At 41.6% G+C, this 23,394-nt stretch carries 24 protein-coding genes and 1 other RNA gene; 11 read left to right on the forward strand and 14 right to left on the reverse strand.

The genetic code is table 11. The features are described 5' to 3' along the window. The 8 genes from GHD25_RS18135 to GHD25_RS18170 all read left to right on the forward strand — a co-directional run. Positions 1 to 255 (forward strand): hypothetical protein (locus GHD25_RS18135; protein WP_205601386.1); only part of this gene is annotated, 255 nt, incomplete at its 5' end. A 552-nt stretch (positions 256 to 807) separates the two neighbouring features. Continuing rightward, positions 808 to 1,446 (forward strand): CbiM family transporter, encoded by a 639-nt coding sequence (locus GHD25_RS18140; RefSeq protein WP_164219526.1) that lies wholly within the window; start codon positions 808 to 810, stop codon positions 1,444 to 1,446. Beyond that, complete coding sequence (locus GHD25_RS18145) at positions 1,439 to 1,882, forward strand: hypothetical protein (protein ID WP_164219528.1); 444 nt, start codon at positions 1,439 to 1,441, stop codon at positions 1,880 to 1,882. Before GHD25_RS18140 ends, GHD25_RS18145 begins: the two co-directional genes overlap by 8 nt. Then, positions 1,882 to 2,703, forward strand: coding sequence for a DUF4198 domain-containing protein (locus tag GHD25_RS18150; RefSeq protein ID WP_164219530.1), 822 nt, complete (start codon positions 1,882 to 1,884; stop codon positions 2,701 to 2,703). Before GHD25_RS18145 ends, GHD25_RS18150 begins: the two co-directional genes overlap by 1 nt. 28 nt (positions 2,704 to 2,731) lie before the next feature. After that, positions 2,732 to 3,493: a cobalt ECF transporter T component CbiQ gene (gene cbiQ, locus GHD25_RS18155; RefSeq protein ID WP_164219532.1), complete on the forward strand. Its 762-nt coding sequence runs from the start codon at positions 2,732 to 2,734 to the stop codon at positions 3,491 to 3,493. A gap of 78 nt (positions 3,494 to 3,571) precedes the next feature. Further along, the gene (locus GHD25_RS18160) at positions 3,572 to 3,682 is read left to right on the forward strand and encodes a YjcZ family sporulation protein (RefSeq protein ID WP_164219534.1); all 111 of its coding nucleotides are present in this window, start codon (positions 3,572 to 3,574) and stop codon (positions 3,680 to 3,682) included. A 288-nt stretch (positions 3,683 to 3,970) separates the two neighbouring features. Beyond that, positions 3,971 to 4,081 carry a YjcZ family sporulation protein gene (locus GHD25_RS18165; protein WP_164219536.1) on the forward strand — a complete coding sequence of 37 codons (111 nt, stop codon included), beginning with the start codon at positions 3,971 to 3,973 and terminating at the stop codon, positions 4,079 to 4,081. Between the two features lie 463 nt (positions 4,082 to 4,544). Next, a complete protein-coding gene (locus GHD25_RS18170) occupies positions 4,545 to 4,907 on the forward strand; it encodes a hypothetical protein (protein ID WP_164219538.1) in 363 nt (120 codons plus the stop codon). Positions 4,908 to 5,498: 591 nt separating this feature from the next. Here the strand turns inward: GHD25_RS18170 and ssrA are convergent. The 6 genes from ssrA to secG all read right to left on the reverse strand — a co-directional run bounded on the left by ssrA (position 5,499) and on the right by secG (position 11,107). Beyond that, positions 5,499 to 5,841: a transfer-messenger RNA gene (gene ssrA / locus GHD25_RS18175) on the reverse strand. A gap of 141 nt (positions 5,842 to 5,982) precedes the next feature. Continuing rightward, complete coding sequence (smpB, locus tag GHD25_RS18180) at positions 5,983 to 6,447, reverse strand: SsrA-binding protein SmpB (RefSeq protein ID WP_164219540.1); 465 nt, start codon at positions 6,445 to 6,447, stop codon at positions 5,983 to 5,985. A 76-nt stretch (positions 6,448 to 6,523) separates the two neighbouring features. Then, positions 6,524 to 7,333, reverse strand: a complete 810-nt coding sequence (zupT, locus tag GHD25_RS18185; protein WP_164219542.1) for a zinc transporter ZupT — start codon at positions 7,331 to 7,333, stop codon at positions 6,524 to 6,526. Between the two features lie 354 nt (positions 7,334 to 7,687). Further along, positions 7,688 to 9,859: a ribonuclease R gene (gene rnr / locus GHD25_RS18190; RefSeq protein ID WP_164219544.1), complete on the reverse strand. Its 2,172-nt coding sequence runs from the start codon at positions 9,857 to 9,859 to the stop codon at positions 7,688 to 7,690. Between the two features lie 84 nt (positions 9,860 to 9,943). After that, positions 9,944 to 10,690, reverse strand: a complete 747-nt coding sequence (locus GHD25_RS18195) for an alpha/beta hydrolase (protein ID WP_164219546.1) — start codon at positions 10,688 to 10,690, stop codon at positions 9,944 to 9,946. Between the two features lie 186 nt (positions 10,691 to 10,876). Further along, positions 10,877 to 11,107: a preprotein translocase subunit SecG gene (gene secG / locus GHD25_RS18200; RefSeq protein ID WP_164219548.1), complete on the reverse strand. Its 231-nt coding sequence runs from the start codon at positions 11,105 to 11,107 to the stop codon at positions 10,877 to 10,879. Between the two features lie 179 nt (positions 11,108 to 11,286). On the opposite strand from secG, the gene GHD25_RS18205 reads away from it, so the two are divergent. Together GHD25_RS18205 and ptsP are read left to right on the forward strand one after the other, a co-directional pair. Further along, positions 11,287 to 12,201 (forward strand): alpha/beta hydrolase, encoded by a 915-nt coding sequence (locus tag GHD25_RS18205; RefSeq protein WP_164219550.1) that lies wholly within the window; start codon positions 11,287 to 11,289, stop codon positions 12,199 to 12,201. A 67-nt stretch (positions 12,202 to 12,268) separates the two neighbouring features. Continuing rightward, positions 12,269 to 13,981 carry a phosphoenolpyruvate--protein phosphotransferase gene (gene ptsP, locus GHD25_RS18210; RefSeq protein WP_164219552.1) on the forward strand — a complete coding sequence of 571 codons (1,713 nt, stop codon included), beginning with the start codon at positions 12,269 to 12,271 and terminating at the stop codon, positions 13,979 to 13,981. Between the two features lie 187 nt (positions 13,982 to 14,168). Here the strand turns inward: ptsP and GHD25_RS18215 are convergent, their stop codons facing one another. The 8 genes from GHD25_RS18215 to GHD25_RS18250 all read right to left on the reverse strand — a co-directional run bounded on the left by GHD25_RS18215 (position 14,169) and on the right by GHD25_RS18250 (position 22,754). Beyond that, positions 14,169 to 14,756 carry a nitroreductase family protein gene (locus tag GHD25_RS18215; protein ID WP_240452419.1) on the reverse strand — a complete coding sequence of 196 codons (588 nt, stop codon included), beginning with the start codon at positions 14,754 to 14,756 and terminating at the stop codon, positions 14,169 to 14,171. A gap of 258 nt (positions 14,757 to 15,014) precedes the next feature. Further along, complete coding sequence (eno, locus tag GHD25_RS18220) at positions 15,015 to 16,301, reverse strand: phosphopyruvate hydratase (protein WP_164219554.1); 1,287 nt, start codon at positions 16,299 to 16,301, stop codon at positions 15,015 to 15,017. Between the two features lie 41 nt (positions 16,302 to 16,342). Next, positions 16,343 to 17,887, reverse strand: coding sequence for a 2,3-bisphosphoglycerate-independent phosphoglycerate mutase (gene gpmI, locus GHD25_RS18225; RefSeq protein WP_164219556.1), 1,545 nt, complete (start codon positions 17,885 to 17,887; stop codon positions 16,343 to 16,345). Beyond that, entirely contained in the window at positions 17,884 to 18,642 is a 759-nt protein-coding gene (tpiA, locus tag GHD25_RS18230; RefSeq protein WP_164219558.1) for a triose-phosphate isomerase, read from the reverse strand. The genes gpmI and tpiA overlap by 4 nt, the downstream gene beginning before the upstream one ends. A gap of 223 nt (positions 18,643 to 18,865) precedes the next feature. Continuing rightward, a complete protein-coding gene (locus tag GHD25_RS18235; RefSeq protein ID WP_164219560.1) occupies positions 18,866 to 20,050 on the reverse strand; it encodes a phosphoglycerate kinase in 1,185 nt (394 codons plus the stop codon). Between the two features lie 226 nt (positions 20,051 to 20,276). Next, complete coding sequence (gene gap, locus GHD25_RS18240) at positions 20,277 to 21,284, reverse strand: type I glyceraldehyde-3-phosphate dehydrogenase (protein WP_164219562.1); 1,008 nt, start codon at positions 21,282 to 21,284, stop codon at positions 20,277 to 20,279. 33 nt (positions 21,285 to 21,317) lie between these two features. Next, positions 21,318 to 22,343 carry a sugar-binding transcriptional regulator gene (locus tag GHD25_RS18245; RefSeq protein WP_164219565.1) on the reverse strand — a complete coding sequence of 342 codons (1,026 nt, stop codon included), beginning with the start codon at positions 22,341 to 22,343 and terminating at the stop codon, positions 21,318 to 21,320. Between the two features lie 156 nt (positions 22,344 to 22,499). Continuing rightward, positions 22,500 to 22,754 (reverse strand): glutaredoxin family protein, encoded by a 255-nt coding sequence (locus tag GHD25_RS18250; RefSeq protein WP_164219567.1) that lies wholly within the window; start codon positions 22,752 to 22,754, stop codon positions 22,500 to 22,502. A gap of 235 nt (positions 22,755 to 22,989) precedes the next feature. On the opposite strand from GHD25_RS18250, the gene GHD25_RS18255 reads away from it, so the two are divergent. Next, positions 22,990 to 23,379, forward strand: coding sequence for a ribonuclease HI family protein (locus GHD25_RS18255; protein WP_164219569.1), 390 nt, complete (start codon positions 22,990 to 22,992; stop codon positions 23,377 to 23,379). The last annotated feature ends 15 nt before the right edge of the window (positions 23,380 to 23,394 follow it).

Genomic DNA, 23,394 nt, shown 5'->3' on the forward strand with positions numbered 1-23,394 from the left:
ACATATACTAAACAGGTTTTTAAGGAATTTATAGGCTGGAATGAAGAGCCTAAATATAATATACGAGGAGTAGTTTATGTGAATATTGAAGATTTAATGACGTGTTATTGCAAAACAAGAGAAATGACCAGTTTATATAGTAGATGTTTAGATAACGAAAAAATGAGTAAAAAAGATAAAGAAGTAATTTACGAGTTAATATTAAATAGTGTAAAATCATCAAATAAATTAAGAGAGTACTGCGAATATAAATAAAAGAAGAAGGATGAAGTTTTTTCAAATTTTTACCTCGGGCTTGCAAACTGCAGCAAACTCAATAAATTATCTTCATGAACTTTCTACAATATATGCAAAAAACACTTCCTTGTGAAGACTCAAACCCAAGTAGGGCGAAATATATATTGCTTGGTGGTTATGTATTTGTTTCATTCATTTACACGATTATCCTTAATTAAAGGCGACACGAACCGTTAATTATCATTAATAAGGGGACTTGCAGGGTTTACCAATGAATAAGCCTTTGCTGTGTGCAGATATTGTTTTATGTTCAAACATTCAATTAGAGAGGTGAAGTTTAGCCTTAACCAAAGAATAAGAACAGTATTGGCTTATTTTAGTCCTTATTATTACACGAATCAATTAATTTTAAAGTACCGGCATATGCTACATACAGGTGAAGAGGCTTATTTAGTAAAATATAGTTTATTAACTACCAAATCAAACATAAAATTTCGTTCCCTTTAATATAGTTTATTATGCACCACTTTTGCGAATCGGGCAGCTTTGTAACGAGGAGGAGAACATGCCGTGCATATTGCTGACGGGGTCATAAGTATATCTGTTGCCGTGGCAACTACTGCGGGAGCATTGGGTGTCCTTGCTTACTCCCTAAAGGGTACGAAGGAAGAGGAAATTCCGAAAATCAGCCTTTTATCAGGTGCTTTTTTTGTTGCATCATTAATTAATATCCCGATCGGCCCCACGTCTGTTCATCCTTTACTGGGTGGATTCCTCGGGTTGGTTTTGGGACGCCGGGCTCCTTTTGCGATTTTTATTGGACTCATTCTCCAGGCGGTCCTGTTTCAGCACGGCGGCATCAGTACGTTTGGCGCTAATACGCTGTTAATGTCGATCCCTGCACTTCTTGTTTACTGGAGCCTTCCATTAATGAAAAAGATCCCATTATTTCTCAAAGGATTTATAGGCGGTTTTTTTGCTGTTATGGCTGGTGTTTTATTACTTACCTTACTGCTGTTATTCTCCGATCAGCGCTATGCAGATGGTTCTTTTTCCGTAATACGCATCGTGTTTCTCGCATATCTCCCTCTCGCATTACTGGAAGGTGTACTGACCGGTTTTGCGGTTAAACATTTGTATGCCATGAAACCGGGCTTGTTTAAAAATATCAACTTGAATAAAGAGGTGGTGAATAACAAGGATGGGTAGAAGATGGACGGATTATTTATTGGTTTTCTGTACTGTTTCATTCTTTCTTGTCTTGCTCTACCCACAATCAGCTTCTGCCCACAGGATGCTTGTTGAACATGAGGAGGAAGGAATCATTCACGTTCGCTATGATGATGGAACTGCTGCGGGTGCAGCGCTTGTCACAGCTTATGATGCAAAAGGGGATATTTTATTTGAAAGTGAGGCTGATGAAGACGGCATATTAAATTATGAAAGGGAATTGGAAGTACATCGTCTTACAGCAGATGATGGCATGGGACACCGGGCAACATGGACAGACGAAGAAGAAACTTCAATTCTGGACGATATTCCACTTTTTGTGAGAGCTATATTCGGAATCTCTATCTTATTGTTTCTTGCTGCTATTTTCTTTTCGCGTACCAATAGAAAACCAGGGGAAGGTGAAGAGAAATAATGAGAAAGATTGCATTATTATTGGGACTAATGCTGGCATTCAGCCTATTTTTATTCTCAAAGGAAATTTCCGCACATGAACTGTTTATACAGGTGGAAGAGTTTACAGATAGCGAAGAATTACGTGCAGATGTTATTTGGGGGCATATTCGTGATTATGTCGATAGTGCCGATATAGAAGATTTAGAACTCCATGTTCAATATCCAAACGGGGATACAGAGCAATTGGATTTGGAAGGAATCGGTGTTCAGGCAAGAGCCTATGTCCCCCTTAAAGGGGATGGCACATATACCTTTTGGGGAATGCGAGAACCGAGTACATATACTCCTGATAGCGGAGTAACTCAATTAAGCGTACAAACAGCAAAAACTGTTCACCATGTTGGTAATTCGGCAACTTCTCACGAAGATTTAATTACATTGGATCTGGAAATTGTACCTGAAACTGACACAAGCACATTCTCCACCGGAACATTTACGGGAACCATTTTATTAAATGGGGAACATGCTGAAAATGCCGCCATAAGTGCATATGGTCCGGAGCGGGAAGTGCTGGAAACAACTTCAGATAACAATGGACAATTTGAATTAGCCTTTGACTCGCCGGGTAAATGGCTTATTAAAGCAAATATGGAACTTGACGAGAGCGGAACAATGGAGGGGGAAGAATACGAATCCCATAGCCTTACATCCACATTGCTCGTAGATACGGATCAGGAGGAGGATACGAATGAGTCTTCTCTTTTCTCTCTAATCGGTATGCTCCTTTCCGGTTTGCTTGTCGGTGCAGCGATAACTATATTTGTGATGAGAAAGAAATAATTGCAGTTACAAGGCAGGTGAATGCAAAATGACTGACCAGGAGCCAGATACATTAACAATGATACCAAAATGGGCAACATCCTGGGAACCGCGGGCAAAATTAATTGCTGCAGTGTTCTATATTTTTACCGTGATCAGCTTTACAAATTTATCTGTCATTTTCATTGCATTTGCCATTGCCTTTGCCGGACTGGTATTGATGAAAATTTCTCTTATTTTGCTGTTAAAACGCTACTTAATCATTACACCATTTCTTTTATTAATGACCGTCCCTTTGCTGTTCAATTTTGATCTGTCTTTTCACACTCAAAATGCAGTATTTATTTTATTCATCATCATGAAGGCTTTTATTTCCATGACGGTCATTACCATTATTCTGGATTCACAATCAATTGATCAGTTTATAAATAGTTTGGCAGGCTTAAAAATTCCAGCTGTTTTTATCACAGTACTGATCCTTTCCTATCGCTATGTCTTTTTATTTCTCGAAGATATTCAAAAAATGCAAACAGCAGCCAAATCCAGGTTCTTTTGCGGAGGCATTGGGATAAAAAAAGTAAAAGTTTATGGGGAACTGACAGCAGCGTTATTATCCAGGTCGATGGAACGGGCGGATCGCATGTATGAAGCTATGGTCTCCCGGTGCTTTACAGGGAAACTGCACTTCCAGAAAGGACCACAAATCATGCCCGCTGATATAGCAAAAACAGGATGTACAATAATCATGATCCTCTTACTGCTGTTCGCGGATAAACAATTACCCGATTATCTCACAGTTCAGCACTGGTGACTATACAATTATGGAAGCCCTGCATAGGATAAAAGTGGGAGTGTCACTCTCATTTATTTTACAAGGAGGGATTTTGAAATGAGTTATGGTGCAGGCTATGGTGCCGGCGGAGGTTTCGCATTAATTGTGGTGCTGTTTATTTTACTGATCATTATTGGTGCATCCTTCGGCGGATACGGAGCTTACTAATAAACCTTCCAACAAATGCCCCCATGTTTTTGGGGCATTTGTGCTAAAAAAAGCCCAGCTATCTACTGCGGAGTGAACCTGGCCGAATCCGAAGAAATAATGTTAACGGCACCAAAAACACATAAACAGCAGCAGGCGCATAGTAATGAAAATGCTAGTATACCGTTGGGTAATGGCCAAATACCAAATTTCTTATAATACTGTACTAATGTCTATACAAATTCAGACTCCCTACATAGGATGTCAGTGGGAGTACACTCTCATTTTATTACAAGGAGGGGTTCTATAATGAGTTATGGTTATGGTGCTGGTGCCGGCGGTGGCTTTGCACTAATCGTCGTGCTGTTTATTTTGCTGATCATTATTGGTGCATCTTACGGTGGATACGGAGGCTATTAATAAAAGCCAAGCAGAGAATGCTCCCTTTTGGGGGCATTTGTTTTTAGGGAAAACTTTTTACAAGGATAAGAAATCCGTATGTAGGACAAGCCTGCGGTGAGGAGCAGTAACTCGCATTACGCTTTATTATTTTAATATAAATGGAATGGTGCAGGTAAAAAAAACCAGGCAAGTTTTCTGTTGCTTGCCTGGCATCGAAGGGAGTCGGGGATCACCATTTGAAAGTGAACCCGCTAAACTATTCGGTGATCGCTTTCTTTTTCTGGTTAGGTATATAGGCTTAAATCATTTCAAGATTCAACCCTTTACTTCGTTCATTTTGCTGCAGAGGCTAAACTGGTTTTTCTATCATTTTTTTAGATCTTCCCCATTTATTTTCCCGGAAATTAGTACGTTGGATGAAAAAATTGGACTACCTGTGAATTTTCATTCATAAGTATTTGTTAAGGAAGGAGGCTTTAAAATGAAAACAGGATTAGCGATGCTTGCTTTACTTGGACTGATCATACTAGTTGGGTTTCTGGACTCGCCTGCTAATTGGGAAGATCATGAAGGTGTAAATTTAATGAATGATCTTGCACAGGACGAAAAGGAAGCCAGCACACAATTTGAAGAAGAGAATATTCCTGCCTTCTCTTCGGTTGAAATGGTTCTGGAAGATACAACAGAGGATGACGGCTACATTGTGGAAGTGTACAGGGAATATGAAATCTATACAGATGAACATGGAACAATAACAAAACGGGAGCCAACGGATAATTATGATTATTTGAGGTACAAAATAGATGGAGAACATGAGCATGACCATGAACATGACCATGAATAAAATAGAGTAATCGAGGACGAGAATGCAAGGGGGAAAGCAAAGTCATTCCATTAACTAAATCATCTTTTAGAGGTAAATAAACCATTTTAATGGCCAAACTTTATGGAATTATCTTCTACAGCCTTTCTTAAGGATATTTGGATAACATTTCATCATGATAAAGAATGCTGTACACGCACTGTAGTTTATTTATTTTCAGCATTCCTGCAAAATAAAAGCCGCCAGATAAATTTCATCGTTTGGCGGCTCGAATGATTATCCAAATAAAAAACCACCAACATATGTATTGGTGGAGACGGTGGGACATGTTATTCCATGCTTTCGTCATGGCACTGACTATATCTTGAACCCGAACTGAATAGTTCAGGTCCTTCGGCGTCTTATACGAAATTTATATTTACCTTGGCGAGGCAGCATTTCGTATCCTAGTACTGCCCAGAAGGCAGCCTATAAGTCGATACATGGCTGTTGGATTGCTCCACATACCACTCGGTATTGCCCTATTGCCGAAGTAAATCCTGCCGGCAACTTAGGTTTCACCGATAAAGCCGAATTCTCACTTTTGTGTTGCCACAAAAGGCGACTATTGTCTAATCGAACCCACGTCCAGAGATATCGCCACTCAGGCATCTACACGCTTAGTCGGCATATTATCATTCACTGTCCTGTCAGCCTGCCAACAGGCTTTAAGGCAGCTAGTCCGATTGGTTTCAACTACCATCCTCAGACGGTGGATGATAGTATAGCCTGCTTAATTTGAGACCCTTCAATCTGCATCACAGGCAAATGCAGGAAGGATCGCTTCAGTACTGCTTATGCAGCAGCTAAAGCTGGTTGATTGTTAGTTTTGCCAGTTATATTTAGGCGAATAACGTTTTACGAGCCGTAACCTCGACGTGCAGCCAAAGCTCAATCTATCCCTGTCGAATCCAGAACGTCCCCGTAAAAGAGAAACGCTCAAAGATTATCTTGAGCTTTTTTAAAGATCCTACATAGATTATTATAACAGATCACCGAAAAAAATCAAGTACATACCGTACAACCGTTCGAGAAACTTGCCGGCTTTCTGAAAAGCCTAGCTCATTTGCTCTTTAATTGCTCTGTCAGCATCCCGCTTCATTTGCTTCCGTTTCAGATCCTCGCGCTTATCGTATTTCTTTTTCCCTTTTCCGAGTCCAAGCAGCACTTTTGCAAATCCGTTTTTTATATAGATCTTTAAAGGGACCAATGCATAGCCCTGCTGCTGAATCAGCCCGGTCAGCTTATCTATTTCCTTGCGATGCAAAAGCAATTTTCTTGTTCGGGTAGGATCATGGTTAAAACGGTTTCCCTGCTCATACTCTGCAATATGAAGATTAATCAGCTTCACTTCACCGCGGTCAATCCTGGCATGTGAATCTTTAATGCTGACTCTTCCGGCCCGGATCGATTTAATTTCGGTTCCCTGCAGGACCATACCGGCCTCATACGTATCTTCTATAAAATAATCATGGGATGCTTTTCTGTTTTGGGCAATCACTTTTCCCTGTCTTTTGGGCATACGCCTTCCTCCTACTATTGCATGCACATTATTTTACCAAATATTTGCCTATAATCCAACAGGACTGCCCCGGAGATTACATTAATAATAGCAGGCTTAATGCCATCACCGCCATACCGCTTATCACACCGTAAATAGAAAGATGTGCTTCATCATACTTTTTAGCGGCAGGCAGCAGTTCATCCAATGAAATAAATACCATAATTCCGGCGACCATGGCAAATATAACTCCAAACATCAAATCTGTTAAAAATGGCATGAGGATGAGAAAAGCAACCACGGCACCCAGCGGCTCCGCAAGTCCGGATAATAATGACAAACGGAATGCCCGCTTCTTTTCTCCTGTAGCATAATAAATCGGCACAGAAACAGCAATCCCTTCAGGTACATTATGGATGGCTATGGCTATGGCAATCGCAAGACCAAGTGCCGGATCCTGCAAAGTAGATACAAATGTTGCAATCCCTTCAGGAAAGTTATGTATCGTAATTGCCAGTGCAGTAAAAACCCCCATCTTCAGCAATTCAGGATCATTTATTGCCGATCCCGGTTTTTTCATATCTTCAATTTTTTTCAGTTCATGCGGATTGGAATGCTTTGGGATAAAACGGTCAATTAATGCAATCAGCAGCATACCTGCAAAAAATGCGGCAACAGTCATCCAAATACCGCCCTCTTCCCCAAGCTCAGCAACTAAAGATTCCTGCGCTTTTGGGAAAATGTCAATAAAGGATACGTAAATCATTACCCCTGCTGAAAACCCTAAAGCAAAAGATAAAAATTTTGTATTTGTTGTTTTCGTAAAAAATGCCAGTAAGCTTCCAATTCCTGTTGCAAGTCCTGCAAAAAGGGTGAATAAAAATGCTAAAAGTACATCTTCTGACAATCGTGAGGCCTCCTTTTGCGTGAGTAAAAACAGTTGGATTTTTAACTTTTTGTACGTTCACCATACTTTATTGTATTCGCCTTAGCTTGAATGTTGACTTCCTATGGAGACCATTTCCCAACATTTGCTGTCACATATATAGAACGTGATAGAATAAAACAGCTTAGCTGCATTTACCGGACCGTTTCCTGTCTATGCCTGCAAAACCTGGAGTCTTAACATCGGCAAAAAACAGACTTTTTATTTTATTCCTATTTTGCAGTGTATACAACAAATTATTCACTGTCAACAATAAAGTTTACCTCACGCAAAAAATAATTAAATATCGATAAAAAATCGCTGAAGCGGCGGGGCTCAGCGATTTTTTGCTTTTTTTGCTCTGATTGTCTTTTTCCTTTTTGGTTTTTCGGCCTGTACAAGTTCAAAATCAACTGTTCGCTCATCGGTATTCACATCTGCTACCCTTACGGTGACCTCGTCACCAATGCGGTACATATTTGCAGTACGCTCTCCGATCATAGCGTAGCTTCGTTCATCATAATGATAATAATCATCTGTCATGTAGCTCACGTGGATCAGACCTTCAATTGTATTTTCGAGTTCTACAAACATGCCGAAGTTTGTTACAGAACTGATTACCCCGGAGAATTCTTCACCGATTTTATCTTTCATAAACTCTGCTTTCTTGAGATCGTCCACCTCTCTTTCTGCATCTACAGCAGCTCTTTCTCTTTCTGATGTATGCCGGGCAATTTCCGGCATGGCATCTTTCCAGTGGTCTTGAGTTTTCTGATCCATCTGCTTGTTTATTAAATACGTACGAATCAATCTGTGAACAGTAAGGTCCGGATATCTCCGGATCGGTGAAGTAAAATGGGTATAAAATTCTGTTGCCAGTCCAAAATGGCCGATGCTCTGCGGATCGTATTTTGCCTGTTTCATTGAACGGAGCATCAGCTTGGAAATAATCATTTCCTCAGACTTTCCCTTCGCTTCCTCCAGTACTTTTTGCAGTGCCTGTGGATGGATATCATTTCCTGTGCCTTTTACCACATAGCCGAGTCCTGCTAAAAACTCGAAAAAGGTTTGCAGCTTTCCTTCATCCGGATCCTCATGGATGCGGTGAATAAACGGAATATCCAGCCAATGGAAATGCTCGGCAACCGTTTCATTTGCAGCAAGCATAAATTCTTCAATCAGCCTTTCCCCCACAGAACGCTCACGCAAAACAACATCCGTCGGTTCCCCGGTTTCATTGACAAGCACCTGGGCTTCTTTAAAGTCAAAATCAATCGCGCCGCGGCCCATCCGTTTACCGTTTAAGGCAGCAGCCAGCTTTTCCATCTGCTCGAAGAAAGGAACCAAGTCCTTATACTTCTCCCTCGTTTCTTCATCTTTATCCACTAAAATCTTATTTACATCCGTATAAGTCATTCGCTGCTTGGAGCGAATCACACTTTGAAATATTTCATGACCGATAATTTCCCCGCTTGGTGTGATTTCCATTTCACATCCAAGTGTAAGCCGGTCCACCTGCGGATTCAAGGAACAAATACCGTTGGAAAGCCGATGCGGAATCATCGGGATCACACGGTCTACAAGATAGACACTTGTTCCCCGTTCAAATGCTTCCTCGTCAAGCGGCGTACCTTCCTCTACATAATAACTGACATCGGCAATGTACACACCGAGGCGGAAATTGCCGTTATCGAGCTTTTTAACTGAAACCGCATCATCCAAATCCTTGGCATCTTCCCCATCTATAGTCACAATAACTTCATCGCGCAAATCCCGCCTCCCCTTGATTTCATCTTCTGAAATCTCTTCGGGAGCAGCTGCTGCCTGATCCAGTACTTCATCCGGAAAATCAACCGTAATTCCATGCTTATGGATGATGGATATAATATCAATTCCAGGGTCATTTTTATGTCCCAGTATTTGAATGACTTCCCCTTCCGCGCTTTTTCTTCCTTCAGGATATGCAGTAATACGGACGATTACTTTATGCCCTTCAACGGCCCCATTCGTACTTCCTTTTGGGATGAAAATATCGTTGGGGATCCGTTTATCATCCGCTATGACAAAACCGAATGACTTATTGTCTTCATAGGTACCTACAATATCGGTCACAGCTCTCTCCAAAATACGGATGACCTTGCCTTCCGCACGGGCATCTTTTTTTTCTGTTGATTCCGGGCGAACAAGCACTGTATCATTATTCATAGCAGAACCAAGGTCTGAGTGATGGATGTAAATATCGGATAAATCATCGTCATCCGGTATTAAGAATGCAAAGCCTTTTGCATGCATTTGAATTCTGCCTCGGATCAAGTTCATTTTTTGCGGCAGACCAAAACGGTTTTTCCTTGTACGAACCAGCTCTCCCTGATCCTCCAATTCATTTAATGCTTTCACAAGTTCCTTGAATTCCACAGCTTCCTTAATGTCGAGTGCTTCTTCCAATTCATGTACCGCGAGCGGCTTCGTGCCAGTTTCTTTAAAATATGCTTGTATTCTATCTTTCATATTGCTCACCTTCTTTCCTATCTATTGTTTGCTTTTTTTGTTGGATATAATCATTTTAAGGCAAAATGCCATGTACTCTACCCTTTATTCTTCCCAGTCGAGTCCTTCCAGGAACTCATATACATCTTCATGCAGCTGATCTTTCTCTTTGCTTAACGTAATAACATGTCCGGCTTCTTCATACCATCGAATTGATTTATGGTCTGTTTCTACATGATCGTAAATGTAATTGGCACTATCCGTATTAATCATGTTATCCTGTTTAGCCTGAATGACCATTGTAGGTGTATAAATGGTATCTATGTTCTTTTTCACACTTTCTATAAAGGAACCCAGCCTGGAAAAAGAGGCAGATGAATTCCTCATTAATTCATCCACTTCCTCATTAATTTGAGCAGCTTCCTTTCCTTCCAGCTTTTTATATTCCTTTGCATATTCTTTGTAGCCGTGCGTTAATTGGGTTTCATTGTCAAAGAACATTGGCGAGCACATCGGGATGACCGCTTTGGTTTTCTGGGAGTATGCCAGTTTTAAACCTAAGACACCACCTAATGATAGACCGGCAACGGCAATTTCCTTATAGCCGAGTTCCTGTAAATACTTGTATGCACCCTGTACATCTTCCCACCATTCTTCAGGTGTTGCCCTTATAAGCTCTTCCGGGGGCTGATCATGCCCGCGGTAAATCGGCGCATGGGAGGTATAGCCCTTTTTCTCCAAGTATCTTCCCAGCATTCTTACATCTGCCGAATTCCCTGTATACCCATGTAATAACAATACCGCACGCGGTCCTGCTTCAAACGTAAACGGCGCCGGTTTTTTCACTTTCATAATCTGTACAGCTCCTTTTTTCTTGCTCTATTTCCTATATTACCCTTATTCCTTTGGAAAAACCCGCCCTGTGCCAGAATAACTTTCCTTATAAACATCTCCTGAATATCATAGTATAAGTGAAGTTCCCTGTAATTAAAAATAAAAAAGCCCTTAACACATGATCGTGATAAGAGCCAATTTTTATTATAAAAAATATGCACTTAGAAAGGCCAGAATGAAGAATACTACGGCTGCTACAATCGTGCCCCGATGGAGAATATATTCTACTCCCCGTGCTTTCTGCTTTCCAAATAGTTGTTCCGCTCCGCCTGAAATAGCACCGGATAACCCTGCACTTTTTCCTGGCTGCAATAGAATAAGAACGATCATAATAATTCCAACGATTACCAATAAAACATTAATAAATCCAGACATGTTTTCCTGCTACCCCCTCTATAGCCGACAATTGCCTATACATTACTTTAGCATATATATGATTTCCATAGCAAGGCCTTTTTTATAAATAGAGTCTTTTTTACTAGGTGTGATAGTAGACGGATAGAATATTTATGATCATAATTGATATAAAGTGATTGTAAGGAAAGGAGTTTTATATGGAAAAATCATTTTGGATTACCATGGACGATGGAGCAGAAGTATATGTGAAAAAATGGGATACAGCAAATAAAATGCCATTTGCGGTTGTCCAGATTGCCCACGGGATGATTGAACATATTGAACGGTACAACGACTTTGCCAATTTTCTCGTGAAACAAGGGATAGTCGTTTATGGGAATGACCATCGCGGACACGGGCAAACTGGGGAAAAACAAGGTTTAATGGGATACTTTGCAGATAAAAATGGATTTCAGCGTACTGCAGAAGATCTGCATGTGATAACGAAGGAAATTCAATCTGATTACCCGAACATACCCATTTTTTTATTCGGGCACAGTATGGGATCCTTTTTGGCAAGGCATTATGTACAAAAATACGGTGAAGACATAAAAGGTGCCATATTATCGGGAACCGGCTATACACCCAATTGGAAACTGTTCCTAGCCGGAGAGATCGCCAGGAAACTTCCCCCCAAAGAAGAATCCAAATTAATGAATTTCTTGGTTTTCGCCAATTATAATAAAAAGATCAAAGGAAATAAAACAGCGTTTGACTGGCTGTCACAAGATGAAAAAACAGTCGGGGATTACATAGAAGACCGGCATACCGGCTTTATCCCTACGGCGCTTTTTTTCTATGATTTAATGACAGGAATAAAACTAATTCAATCAGGAAAATTAAACCGGCAAATTCCGAATGATCTGCCTTTGCTTTTTGTCAGCGGGGAGCAGGATCCTGTTGGAGACTATACAAAGGGAGTTTGGAGAGCAGCAGGACTTTATGATGATGCGGGGTTAAGTGGCATAACTACCATGCTATTTCCCGGTAAACGGCATGAATTAATAAATGAAATCAATCATTTGGAAGTTTATGAAGCAATTTACAAATGGATCACTATGCACACAGAATAGTTGTAACAGAGGTGTATTAAAGTTTAAAATGTATGTAGCAGAAATTACTGCAGAAAGGTTGATGGCAATGAAAAAGATAACAGGAATCGGAGCATCCTCCGGTATAGCGATCGCAAAAGCATACCGTCTGGAGGCCCCGGATCTTTCCTTTGAAAAAACAACAATTGATAACCCTGATAAAGAGAAAGAAAGATTAGACAAAGCGCTGGATATTTCCAAGCAGGAGCTTGAAAAAATCAGAGAACATACAAAAAAGAGCATCGGGGAAGCGCAGGCTGAAATTTTTTCGGCCCATTTACTTGTATTAAGTGATCCGGAATTAATCAATCCGATGAAAGAAAAAATTGACACGGATCATGCCATGGCGGAAACAGCATTGCAGGAAGTTGCCGATATGTTTATAGATATGTTCAAAAATATGGATAATGAATACATGCGCGAACGTGCAGCAGACATTCAGGACGTGACAAAACGTGTCCTGGCGCACTTGCTTGGTGTCAGTTTTCCTGATCCGGCATTAATTAATGAAGAAGTTATCGTTATCGCAAATGACTTAACCCCATCTGATACAGCCCAATTAAACCGTGATTATGTAAAAGGGTTTATTACGGACATCGGCGGCAGAACATCACATTCAGCCATTATGGCACGCTCACTTGAAATACCAGCAGTAGTAGGCACAAAAGAAATAACCACTGCTGTTGAGGCGGAGGACGTACTTATTGTTGATGGCAGCGAGGGAGAAGTAATTATCCATCCTTCCGAAAATGAATTGAATTCGTACAGAGAAAAACAGGAACTGCATGAAAAACAAAAAGAAGCGTGGGCAAAATTAAAGGACGAGCCTACCTTTTCCAAAGACGGGGAACAGGTGGAACTTGCAGCCAATATTGGTACACCTGAGGATGTTGACGGGGTGTTAAATAACGGCGGGGAAGGAATAGGACTTTACCGGACGGAATTTTTATATATGGGGAAAAATGAACTTCCGACAGAGGAAGAACAGTTTGATGCTTATAAATCGGTGCTTGAAAAAATGGACGGAAAGCCGGTTGTTGTCCGCACATTGGATATTGGAGGGGATAAGGAATTAAATTATTTGGATTTGCCTGAAGAGCTGAATCCGTTTTTAGGTTTTCGGGCCATACGATTTTGCCTGGAAAATGAAAATGTGTTCCGGCCGCAGCTGCGTGCGCTTCTGAGAGCCAGCGTGTATGGCAACCTAAAGATTATGTTCCCTATGATCGCCACCTTGGAGGAGTTCCGACAAGCGAAATCAATGCTGCTGGAGGAAAAAGAAGCTTTAACTAAGGAGGGTGTGGATGTTTCCGATGATATTGAAATTGGCATTATGGTAGAAATTCCATCCACAGCTGTTACTGCTAAACAATTTGCCAAGGAAGTAGACTTCTTCAGCATCGGCACCAATGACTTAATTCAATATACCATGGCCGCAGACCGGATGAATGAACAGGTATCCTACTTGTACCAGCCATACCACCCGGCAATTTTAAATTTAATTCATCATGTTATTGAAGCAGCACATGCTGAAGAAAAGTGGGTTGGCATGTGTGGTGAAATGGCCGGCGATACTATTGCCATTCCCATATTGCTCGGACTGGGACTGGATGAATTCAGCATGAGTGCCACATCCATCTTGCCGGCGCGCACGCAAATCCGTGACCTGTCCAAAAAAGAACTCGCTGCCCGCAAGGATGAGATTCTGGCAATGGGAACGGCAGAGGAAGTTGTGAATTATGTTAAGGATTTAACGGAATAATGGATTGAAGCGTCTGAACCTCAGAAGGTTTGGGCGTTTTTTTATAGGGTGGAATGGATGTTGTCCAGGGCAGCTTCAATAGGAATCTTAAAGCATTCTTAGACAGTAATTGTTTTCATAGAGTTTCATCTATTTCTATCTGATGTCACTAATCCAAATGAAGCATAACTGCAAACGCCTTCAATGCCTATTCCCGTATAAACTCCAGTTTCTCCTCTATTGACGTTCTCCCTTTATCCCTCGGCACCCGGTCCGGATACCCGATTTGCATAACTGCAGCCAGTTTAAAACGTTCAGGAGCCAGTCCAATCTCTTCTGCAAACAGCGGATCATGCATATAAGGTGTAATTGTCCATAGCATGCCTACACCATATTCCCATGCAGCAAGCTGTGCATTCTGGATAAATGCCGCAACAGAGGAGTATTCCTCTTCGCAGCGTATCTGGTCATCCTCTTTTTCAAAATAAATTACGGCATGATGCGGTATAGCCATAAGAAAAGATGTCATGGATTCGATCATTTTTAATGTCTTCGGATCATTGCTGTTTTTAATCATGCCAATCCGCTGATAGCTTTTCATAATGGCATCAACAAAATTGATCTTCCCTCCTTCCTGATATATTTTTATATTCCATGGCTCCTTCATGTAATGAGACGGTGCATAGGATCCGTATGTGAAAATTTCTTTTAATATGTTGGCATCTACTTCTGCTTTTTTAAAGGTATGTATGGACCGTCGTTCTTTTATTGTTTTTAAAATATCGATTCTCCCCACCCCCATTTGCTTATATTAAATCTTTCTTCTTTATACTGCAAGTATAATCAGCCGGAACTCAAAAACGGCAGAACACCTTGGCGGCAAAGGTGCCCTCCCGCTCATTTACAATCATAAATACAGTCGTCAATGCTGCAGTGATGCCCCAAAATTTCCGCAGCCGTGGAAACTCCCGTATCCGCTCATCCTCCAGTGAATCAGTAACTTAATTTAGAAAAAGAGGCAGATTGCTCCGCCTCTTCTCCTTTTATAGCTATACTATTTTTTCAAATTATAAAAAGCATTTAATCCGGCATATTCGCCCATGCCTGACAGTTCGTCTTCAATGCGCAGCAATTGGTTATATTTTGCGACACGGTCCGTGCGGGATGGTGCACCTGTTTTGATTTGTCCCGCATTGGCAGCGACGGCTATATCAGCAATGGTGGCATCTTCTGTTTCCCCGGATCGATGGGAGATTACAGCTGTATAGCCAGCACGCTTGGCCATCTCAATGGCTTCAAACGTTTCTGTCAGGGTACCGATTTGGTTTACCTTAACCAAAATGGAATTTCCAACACCCTGTTCAATCCCCTGGGCAAGTTTCGCCGTATTCGTTACAAATAAGTCGTCCCCTACTAATTGGACTTTGCTGCCGAGACGGTCCGTTAGTAACTTGTGGCCCTCCCAGTCATTTTCGTCCAAACCATCTTCAATAGATATAATTGGATATTTTTCAGCCATATCAGCATACCAGTCAACCATTTCACGGGAGTTGCGGATTACGCCTTCTCCTTTCAGGTTATATTTCCCATCCTCATAAATTTCTGATGCAGCAACATCCATGGCCAATTGAATTTCTTCACCCGGTTTATAACCGGCAGCCTCGATAGCTTCTACAATTGTCTGGAGTGCTTCTTCATTTGAGGCAAGGTTTGGCGCAAATCCGCCCTCGTCTCCAACTGCTGTATTGTATCCTTTATCCTTGAGCACTTTCTTCAGGGAATGAAAAATTTCCGTTCCTGTCCGCAGTGCTTCCTGAAAAGTAGATGCAGCCACAGGCATGATCATAAATTCCTGGATATCCACATTATTATCTGCGTGTTCTCCCCCGTTTAGAATGTTCATCATTGGAGTTGGAAGGGTATTTGCATTAAAACCACCCAAGTAATTATACAAAGGGATTTCCAGATAACTTGCAGCAGCATGGGCAGCAGCCATGGAAACACCCAATATGGCATTGGCACCCAATTTTCCTTTATTTTCTGTTCCGTCAAGGTCCAGCATGATCCGGTCAATAATATTTTGCCGGGTTACATCAATACCGACCAGTTCCGGTGCAATAGTTTCATTCACGTTTTGCACTGCTTTTAATACGCCCTTGCCTAAATAACGGCTTTTAACCTCATCACGCAATTCCACTGCTTCATATTCCCCGGTGGACGCCCCGCTTGGTACAAGGGATGCACCGAATCCGCCTGACTCCGTAAAAATCTCCACCTCTACTGTGGGGTTACCGCGGGAATCCAATACTTCACGTGCATAAACATCTGTAATGTAAGGCATCGAAATCTCTCCTTTTATTTGTTATTCTTCATAAAATGACATTATCTGCTTTTCTTTATCAGTGAGGTACCTGTCATTTCCTCCGGCTTTTCTAATTGTAACAAATCCAGCAATGTTGGTGACAGATCTGCTAAAATACCGCCCTCACGCAATTCAATTCCTTCTTTGGTTACAATAACCGGCACCGGGTTTGTTGTATGTGCTGTCATCGGTTTTCCTTCCGGTGTCACCACTTCATCCGAGTTGCCGTGATCCGCAGTAATAATAGCATGTCCGCCGAGATCAATAATTTTATCAACTACTTTTCCAAGGCACTCATCGACTGCTTCCACCGCCTCAATCGTCGGCTTGAGCTTGCCTGAATGACCAACCATGTCCGGGTTGGCAAAGTTTAATATAATTGCCTGATGCTCTCCTCTATCCAGCTCCTTTAATAGTGCATCCGTTACCTTGTATGCACTCATTTCGGGCTGCAAGTCATAAGTTGCTACTTTAGGCGAATCAATAAGGACACGTTGTTCCCCGGGAAATTCCTTTTCTCTGCCCCCGCTCATAAAAAAGGTGACGTGCGGGTATTTTTCCGTTTCTGCAATCCTTAACTGATTCACCCCATACTGAGAAAGTACTTCACCAATGGTGTTATCCAGGTTGACCGGCTTATATGCAACATACCCGTCTACCGTTTCACTGAAATCCGTCAGCATGACAAAATCCAGATCTTTGGGCACATTATCCCCGCGGTCGAAATCCCGAAAATCTGCATTGGCAAAAGTACGGGAAATTTGGATGGCACGATCCGGCCGGAAATTATAAAAAATAATGGAGTCATTGTCCTGAACTTTTCCGACAGGTTCCCCATCCTCACCGACAATGACAGATGGGATAACAAATTCATCATAGATTTCATTTTTATAGGAATCCTCTATTACTTCCATGGCACTGTGGTATGTCGGCCCTTTTCCGTTTACCATGGCATCATATGCTTTTTTAACCCGATCCCACCGCTTGTCCCGGTCCATCGAATAGTATCTTCCGGAAACAGTGGCAAATTTTCCTACACCCAGCTCTTTCATTTTATCTTCCGTTTGTTTAATGTACTCCCCCGCTGTTTGCGGCCCGACATCCCTGCCGTCTAAAAATGCATGGACAAATACGTTGTCCAGTTCATGATCGCCGGCCAGTTTCAGCAGGGCAAACAAATGATTGATATGACTGTGAACCCCGCCATCGGATAAAAGTCCAAACAGGTGCAGGGCTTTATTATTGGTTTTGGCATGGTGTACTGATTTCAAAAATGCATCCACTTCAAAGAAGTCGCCTTCCTTAATGGACAGGTTTACCCTTGTTAAACTTTGATATACGATCCTGCCTGCACCTATGTTTAAATGCCCAACTTCCGAATTTCCCATTTGGCCTTCCGGAAGACCTACTGCTTCCCCGCTTGCCTTTAATTGCTGATGAGGATATTGATTCCAATAACGGTCAAAATTGGGTGTATTTGCCTGTTTCACGGCATTCCCCATTTCTTCGTCACGCAATGCGAAGCCGTCGAGAATGATCAATGCTGCTAAAGGTTTATCATTCATCGCCTACCTGCCTCCACAAGCTGTAAAAAGGAGTCTGCTTCCAGGCTGGCACCACCAACTAAAGCCCCATCAATATCAGGCTGGGCAAGCAGTTCTTTTATATTGGCAGGCTTCACACTTCCACCGTACTGAATAACAATTTTTTCAGCTGCAGCTTCGGAAAATTGTGCTTTTACTACTTGACGAATATGAGCACATACCTCATTTGCATCTTCGCTCGATGCCGTTTTCCCGGTTCCAATTGCCCAAATCGGCTCATAAGCGATAATTGTTTCTTCCACCTGGTCTTCCCGCACATCTTTTAATGCTTTTTTTACCTGACTTTCTATGTGATCCATTGTTTTATTTGCTTCCCTCTGTTCCAGGGTTTCTCCCACACATACAATGGGTGTAAGTCCATGGGAGAAAGCGGCATGTACTTTTCTGTTCACCGATTCATCTGTTTCAGCAAAATATTCCCTCCGCTCTGAATGCCCGACAATAACATGAGTGATGCCGATATCCTCCAGCATGACCGGACTGACTTCCCCTGTGTATGCCCCATTTTCTGACTCATGCATCGTCTGTGCAGCGATTTTCACATTCGTTTCTTTAGCTTTCTCCACAAGAGAAGGCAAAAATGGAAAAGGAGAACATATAATGGATTCTACCTGACTATCTGCAGGCACTTTATCACTGATCTCCTGCACAAATGCCTCGGCTTCCTGCAATGTTTTATTCATTTTCCAATTCCCTGCGATTACGATTTTACGCATTTTCCCACCCTTTCATTAAATTATACTTTATTGCATAGTTTCCTGCTATTTCCATTGAAAACTGAACTGTTACACCCTGCTTCACTTATCCTCCAGGCAAATATCTGTTGTTGGGCACTGATTTCTCCTGAGTCTCACTTACGCCCCCCTGAAGGTCTGCATAACCCATACTTAAAGTGTCTGAATTCAACTTTTTAAGTAAGCAGCATGTTATTTTGCTGTACTATTCACGTTCATTTAATGCCTGAACTCCCGGCAGTACCTTACCTTCCATAAATTCCAGGGAAGCGCCGCCACCCGTTGAGACATGGTCCATGTCTTCTGCATAACCGAATTTTTCAACAGCCGCAGCAGAATCCCCGCCTCCGATCACTGTATACCCTTCCGTTTCAGAAAGTGCTTCTGCAACTGCCTGTGTGCCTCCTGCAAAAGCATTCATTTCAAATACACCCATAGGGCCGTTCCAAATGATTAATTTAGACTTTGCCACAATGTCACTGTATGTCTTACGTGTTTCCGGTCCGATATCCAGTCCTTGCCAGCCGGGAGGAATCTCATCTGAGGAAACAATTTTTGTATTGGCTGTTTCGGAAAATGCATCCGCTATGACCGTATCTTGCGGCAATATAAATTGTACACCTTTTTCTTCAGCTTTTTCCATGAATTTTTTCGCCAAATCTATTTTATCCTCTTCCAGTAAAGAATCGCCAATCTCATATCCTTTGGCTTTCAAAAAAGTGTAGGCAAGACCGCCGCCGGCAATCAAATAATCCACTTTCTCCAGCAGATGATCGATTACGCCGATTTTATCTTTTACTTTTGCTCCGCCAATAATCGCTGTAAAAGGCCGTTCCGGATTCTCCAGTGCCTTCCCTAAAACATTAATTTCCTTTTCCATCAGGAAGCCGGCAACAGCAGGCAGCTTTTCGGCAACACCTGCAGTAGAAGCATGCGCACGGTGTGCAGTGCCAAATGCATCATTTACATAAATATCAGCCATGTCTGCAAACGCCTGTGCCAATTCTCCGTCGTTCTTTTCTTCCCCAGCCTCAAAACGGACATTTTCCAAGAGCAGCACCTCTCCATTTTGCAATTCGGATAGTGCTTCATTAACTTCACTTCCAAAAACGGAATCCGTTTTCACTACTTCCTTTTGCAATAAGTCACTTAGTCTTTTAGCCACAGGGTCCATTCGTAAATCCTCAACGACTTTTCCTTTTGGCCTGCCAAGATGACTGGCCAGAATAACAATGGCCCCCTGCTTTATTAAATGGATGATCGTTGGCAATGCGGCTCTAATACGGGTATCATCCGTAATTTCTCCGTCCTTCAGCGGGACATTGAAATCGACCCGGCAAAAAACCTTCTTTCCACGAACATCAAGATCATTTACAGTTTTTTTGTTCATACACTTACCTCCAGCTTGGGACTTCAGACTTGGAACTCGGGAGTTTTTTTGCTTAATCCGCTGCAGTGATTTCTGCTTAGCTATTTACCCATCCCGTCATAGTGATTTGTCCTCCGGTTCCCTTAAAAGTTTACTTAGCCAGTTCCATTATATAGCAAACGGAGGAGGAATGCTCTCCTCCTCCGTTATTTTTTGCGATCAGTTACAGATCTGCTGTCGCTGATTATTATAATCCCTGCTTTTTAATATATACTGCCAGATCAAGACATCTTGCAGAATATCCCATTTCATTATCATACCATGCAACGGTTTTTACCATGTTATCTTCCATAACCATCGTTGAGAGACCATCAACAATGGAAGAATGCGGGTTGCCCACAATATCGGATGATACAAGCGGATCTTCACTATATTGCATAATTCCTTTCAAATCACCCTCGGAAGCATCTTTAAATGCCTGGTTAACTTCCTCTTCGGTTACATTTTTCTCCAGCTCCACCACCAGATCAGTAAGTGAACCATCCGGAGTTGGCACCCGGACTGCACCGCCATTAAGTTTGCCATCCAATTCCGGCAGTACTTTTCCTACTGCCTTTGCTGCTCCTGTTGTCGTAGGAATTATATTTTGTGCAGCAGCCCGTGCCCTGCGGTAATCTTTATGAGGCAAATCAAGGATCTGCTGATCATTTGTATAGGAATGGATGGTTGTCATTAATCCGCGTTTAATTCCAAAGTTATCATGAACCACTTTTGCAAACGTTGCTAAACAGTTCGTTGTACAAGATGCATTTGAAATAATATGATGCTTGCTTGCATCGTATTGATCTTCATTGACACCAAGCACCATCGTTAAATCTTCATTTTTGGCAGGTGCAGAGATAATTACTTTTTTTGCACCGGCATCTATATGCTTTTGTGAGCTTTCCCTGTCAACAAAACGCCCGGTAGATTCAATTACGACCTCCACACCGAGCTCTCCCCAGTTCAAGTCGGCAGGATCCCGTTCCGATAATACCTTTACCTCTTTTCCTCCAACTACAATGGCACCATCTTTTGCTTCCACTTCTTCCTGCAGCACACCATGTACAGAGTCAAATTTCAATAAATGTGCCAGCATATCAGCATCTGTCAAATCATTTACAGCAACAATCTCCACTTCATCATTTCCTATGGCCTGACGGAAAACATTTCGTCCAATTCTCCCAAATCCATTAATACCTACTTTTACTGCCATGTATATTCCTCCTTGTTTTTTTGAACTGCGAACTTATAGGGACTCTTTTAAAATTTGTTCTGCGGCTGCCTTGTCTGTAATCAGCAAATTACTTTTACCCTTTTTTAAATAGGATGAAATAGCCTTTGCCTTTGATGTCCCTCCTGCAATCGATATAACGGACTCCACATTGCGAAGGTCTTCCAGCTGCATCCCGATCGTCCTAACTTTGTGCACAATATGACCTTTATCGTCAAAATAATAACCAAATGCTTCGCTGACTGCTCCTTGATTTTTCAGTCTGTCTACAATAGATTCCGGCGTTTTTCTTTGCTTGGCCATTTTTATTGCATCACCAATGCCATGAAGAACAACTGTTGCATTTTTAATGAGGGAAAGGGTTTCATCGATGGAAGCTTCATTAATCATTGATTGGTAAGCAGACTCACTCAGCGGATCGGGAACATACAATAAGCGATAATCCCCTTTTGCCTTTTTGGCCATTTCCACCGCAATCGTGTTTGCCTGGTTCTCCGCTCTTCCGCCAACACCGCCCCTTGCAGGAACAAAGACAGGATTTGACCCTACCTTAAGAGGCGTCATCACCTCTGATGCAGCAGCCATGGTGGACCCGCCTGTTACAGCAATTGTCTTTATATTGCTTTTCAATTTATTTAAATATGTTACACAAGCCTTCCCCATTTCCTGCTTCGCCCACACGGATTCATCACTATTGCCGGGAACAACGATAACTTGTTCTACATTTAATCTTTCCTGAATTTGTTTTTCTAAAACACTTAAACCCATTATCTCACTAAAAAAGCTGCTAAGCTGTTCCAGAAGTTCTGTACCTTCTTTGGAAGTGTACATTCCTTTTGTGGTGACGCTGATCAAACCCTGCTTTTGCAAAAATTCAATATCAGCCCGTACATGCCGCTCTGTTAAATTCGTATTTTCAGCGAGTGCTCTTCGTCCAATTGGTTGAAGCAAATTAACTGCATGCAGCACGGAATATCTTTCTTCCATGACTTCCAGCAAATCCGGGAGCAGCTTTTGCTGCAAACTAATCAGGTTTCGCATATATCGACTCCTTTTGTTGGTCATTAAATGTCCCTGCTGGTCATATTATGTCCCGAATAATACAAAAAAATATCAACTTCTTTTCCTATTATAACGAATTATAAAGGAAGAAACAAACTTTTCGCAGTTAATTGGAGCTGGAAATACCCATCCAGCTCACGACTGTTTTTCAATATGATCTTGCAGCAGCTGTTCCAATGCGTCTATGTTTATTTCTTCACAATTCAATGTACTATCGTTTATTTGTACATAAGGGATAAGCAGATGATACTTTTCCAGCCATTCATCATTCGTATATATATCCCGTTCTTCCAATTCAAATGGATATTCCCGCTGAAACATTAGCAGCAATGCTTTTGCATCATCACACAGCGAGCAAACTTCTTTTGTATAAAATATTACCTTCTGCACTATATATCACATCCACTCTGTTTGTAAGCCTGACTTGGTTATGGACTAGTAAAATCCTCCTGATCGTATGGTTGAATGCTGCAAAGTTCTTCCTGTACCCATTTTGCCATAGTCCCGGTATACTGTCATCTTTGAAATTATGTCAAATTTTCGTCCAACATATAATTTGTTTTCTTTTTTTGCTTTGAATTCTATAATAAGGGTAGTCACGCGGAGTAAAGGAGTGCAAAAACAATTGATTGAAGTATACACAGATGGCGCTTCACGCGGAAATCCCGGCTTAAGCGGCGCGGGAATATATATAAAAAAAGGAAATCAGCAATATGAGTATACTTTCCCTTTAGGTGAGATTTCTAATCATGAAGCTGAATTCCTCGCTGTCATTAAAGCATTGGAAATATGCAAAGAATCCTTTCCCGACCAGATTTTATCAGTGCGATCAGACTCCAGAACCGTCATTGATATCATAGAAAAAAACTTTACTAAAAATGGTCAGTTTCTTCCCTTCCTGGAAACCATTCAGGAGTATATAGAAATTTTTCCTTATGCTTTTTTTAAATGGATTCCGGAAAAGCAAAATAAACACGCAGATATGCTGGCAAAAAAAGCCATTAAAATGAATTAAAGAGAAACTCACCAC

The sequence above is a fragment of the Virgibacillus aidingensis genome, assembly GCF_010994035.1.
GTDB lineage: Bacteria > Bacillota > Bacilli > Bacillales > Amphibacillaceae > Virgibacillus_N.

What these genes read in the sequence shown, in the direction of transcription:
- GHD25_RS18145 (WP_164219528.1), top strand. Translation starts at nt 1,439, where the DNA reads ATGGGTAGAAGATGGACGGATTATTTATTGGTTTTCTGTACTGTTTCA.
- GHD25_RS18150 (WP_164219530.1), top strand. Translation starts at nt 1,882, where the DNA reads ATGAGAAAGATTGCATTATTATTGGGACTAATGCTGGCATTCAGCCTA.
- cbiQ (WP_164219532.1), top strand. Translation starts at nt 2,732, where the DNA reads ATGACTGACCAGGAGCCAGATACATTAACAATGATACCAAAATGGGCA.
- GHD25_RS18160 (WP_164219534.1), top strand. Translation starts at nt 3,572, where the DNA reads ATGAGTTATGGTGCAGGCTATGGTGCCGGCGGAGGTTTCGCATTAATT.
- GHD25_RS18165 (WP_164219536.1), top strand. Translation starts at nt 3,971, where the DNA reads ATGAGTTATGGTTATGGTGCTGGTGCCGGCGGTGGCTTTGCACTAATC.
- GHD25_RS18170 (WP_164219538.1), top strand. Translation starts at nt 4,545, where the DNA reads ATGAAAACAGGATTAGCGATGCTTGCTTTACTTGGACTGATCATACTA.
- smpB (WP_164219540.1), bottom strand. Translation starts at nt 6,447, where the DNA reads ATGCCCAAAAGACAGGGAAAAGTGATTGCCCAAAACAGAAAAGCATCC.
- rnr (WP_164219544.1), bottom strand. Translation starts at nt 9,859, where the DNA reads ATGAAAGATAGAATACAAGCATATTTTAAAGAAACTGGCACGAAGCCG.
- GHD25_RS18195 (WP_164219546.1), bottom strand. Translation starts at nt 10,690, where the DNA reads ATGAAAGTGAAAAAACCGGCGCCGTTTACGTTTGAAGCAGGACCGCGT.
- secG (WP_164219548.1), bottom strand. Translation starts at nt 11,107, where the DNA reads ATGTCTGGATTTATTAATGTTTTATTGGTAATCGTTGGAATTATTATG.
- GHD25_RS18205 (WP_164219550.1), top strand. Translation starts at nt 11,287, where the DNA reads ATGGAAAAATCATTTTGGATTACCATGGACGATGGAGCAGAAGTATAT.
- ptsP (WP_164219552.1), top strand. Translation starts at nt 12,269, where the DNA reads ATGAAAAAGATAACAGGAATCGGAGCATCCTCCGGTATAGCGATCGCA.
- eno (WP_164219554.1), bottom strand. Translation starts at nt 16,301, where the DNA reads ATGCCTTACATTACAGATGTTTATGCACGTGAAGTATTGGATTCCCGC.
- gpmI (WP_164219556.1), bottom strand. Translation starts at nt 17,887, where the DNA reads ATGAATGATAAACCTTTAGCAGCATTGATCATTCTCGACGGCTTCGCA.
- tpiA (WP_164219558.1), bottom strand. Translation starts at nt 18,642, where the DNA reads ATGCGTAAAATCGTAATCGCAGGGAATTGGAAAATGAATAAAACATTG.
- GHD25_RS18235 (WP_164219560.1), bottom strand. Translation starts at nt 20,050, where the DNA reads ATGAACAAAAAAACTGTAAATGATCTTGATGTTCGTGGAAAGAAGGTT.
- gap (WP_164219562.1), bottom strand. Translation starts at nt 21,284, where the DNA reads ATGGCAGTAAAAGTAGGTATTAATGGATTTGGGAGAATTGGACGAAAT.
- GHD25_RS18245 (WP_164219565.1), bottom strand. Translation starts at nt 22,343, where the DNA reads ATGCGAAACCTGATTAGTTTGCAGCAAAAGCTGCTCCCGGATTTGCTG.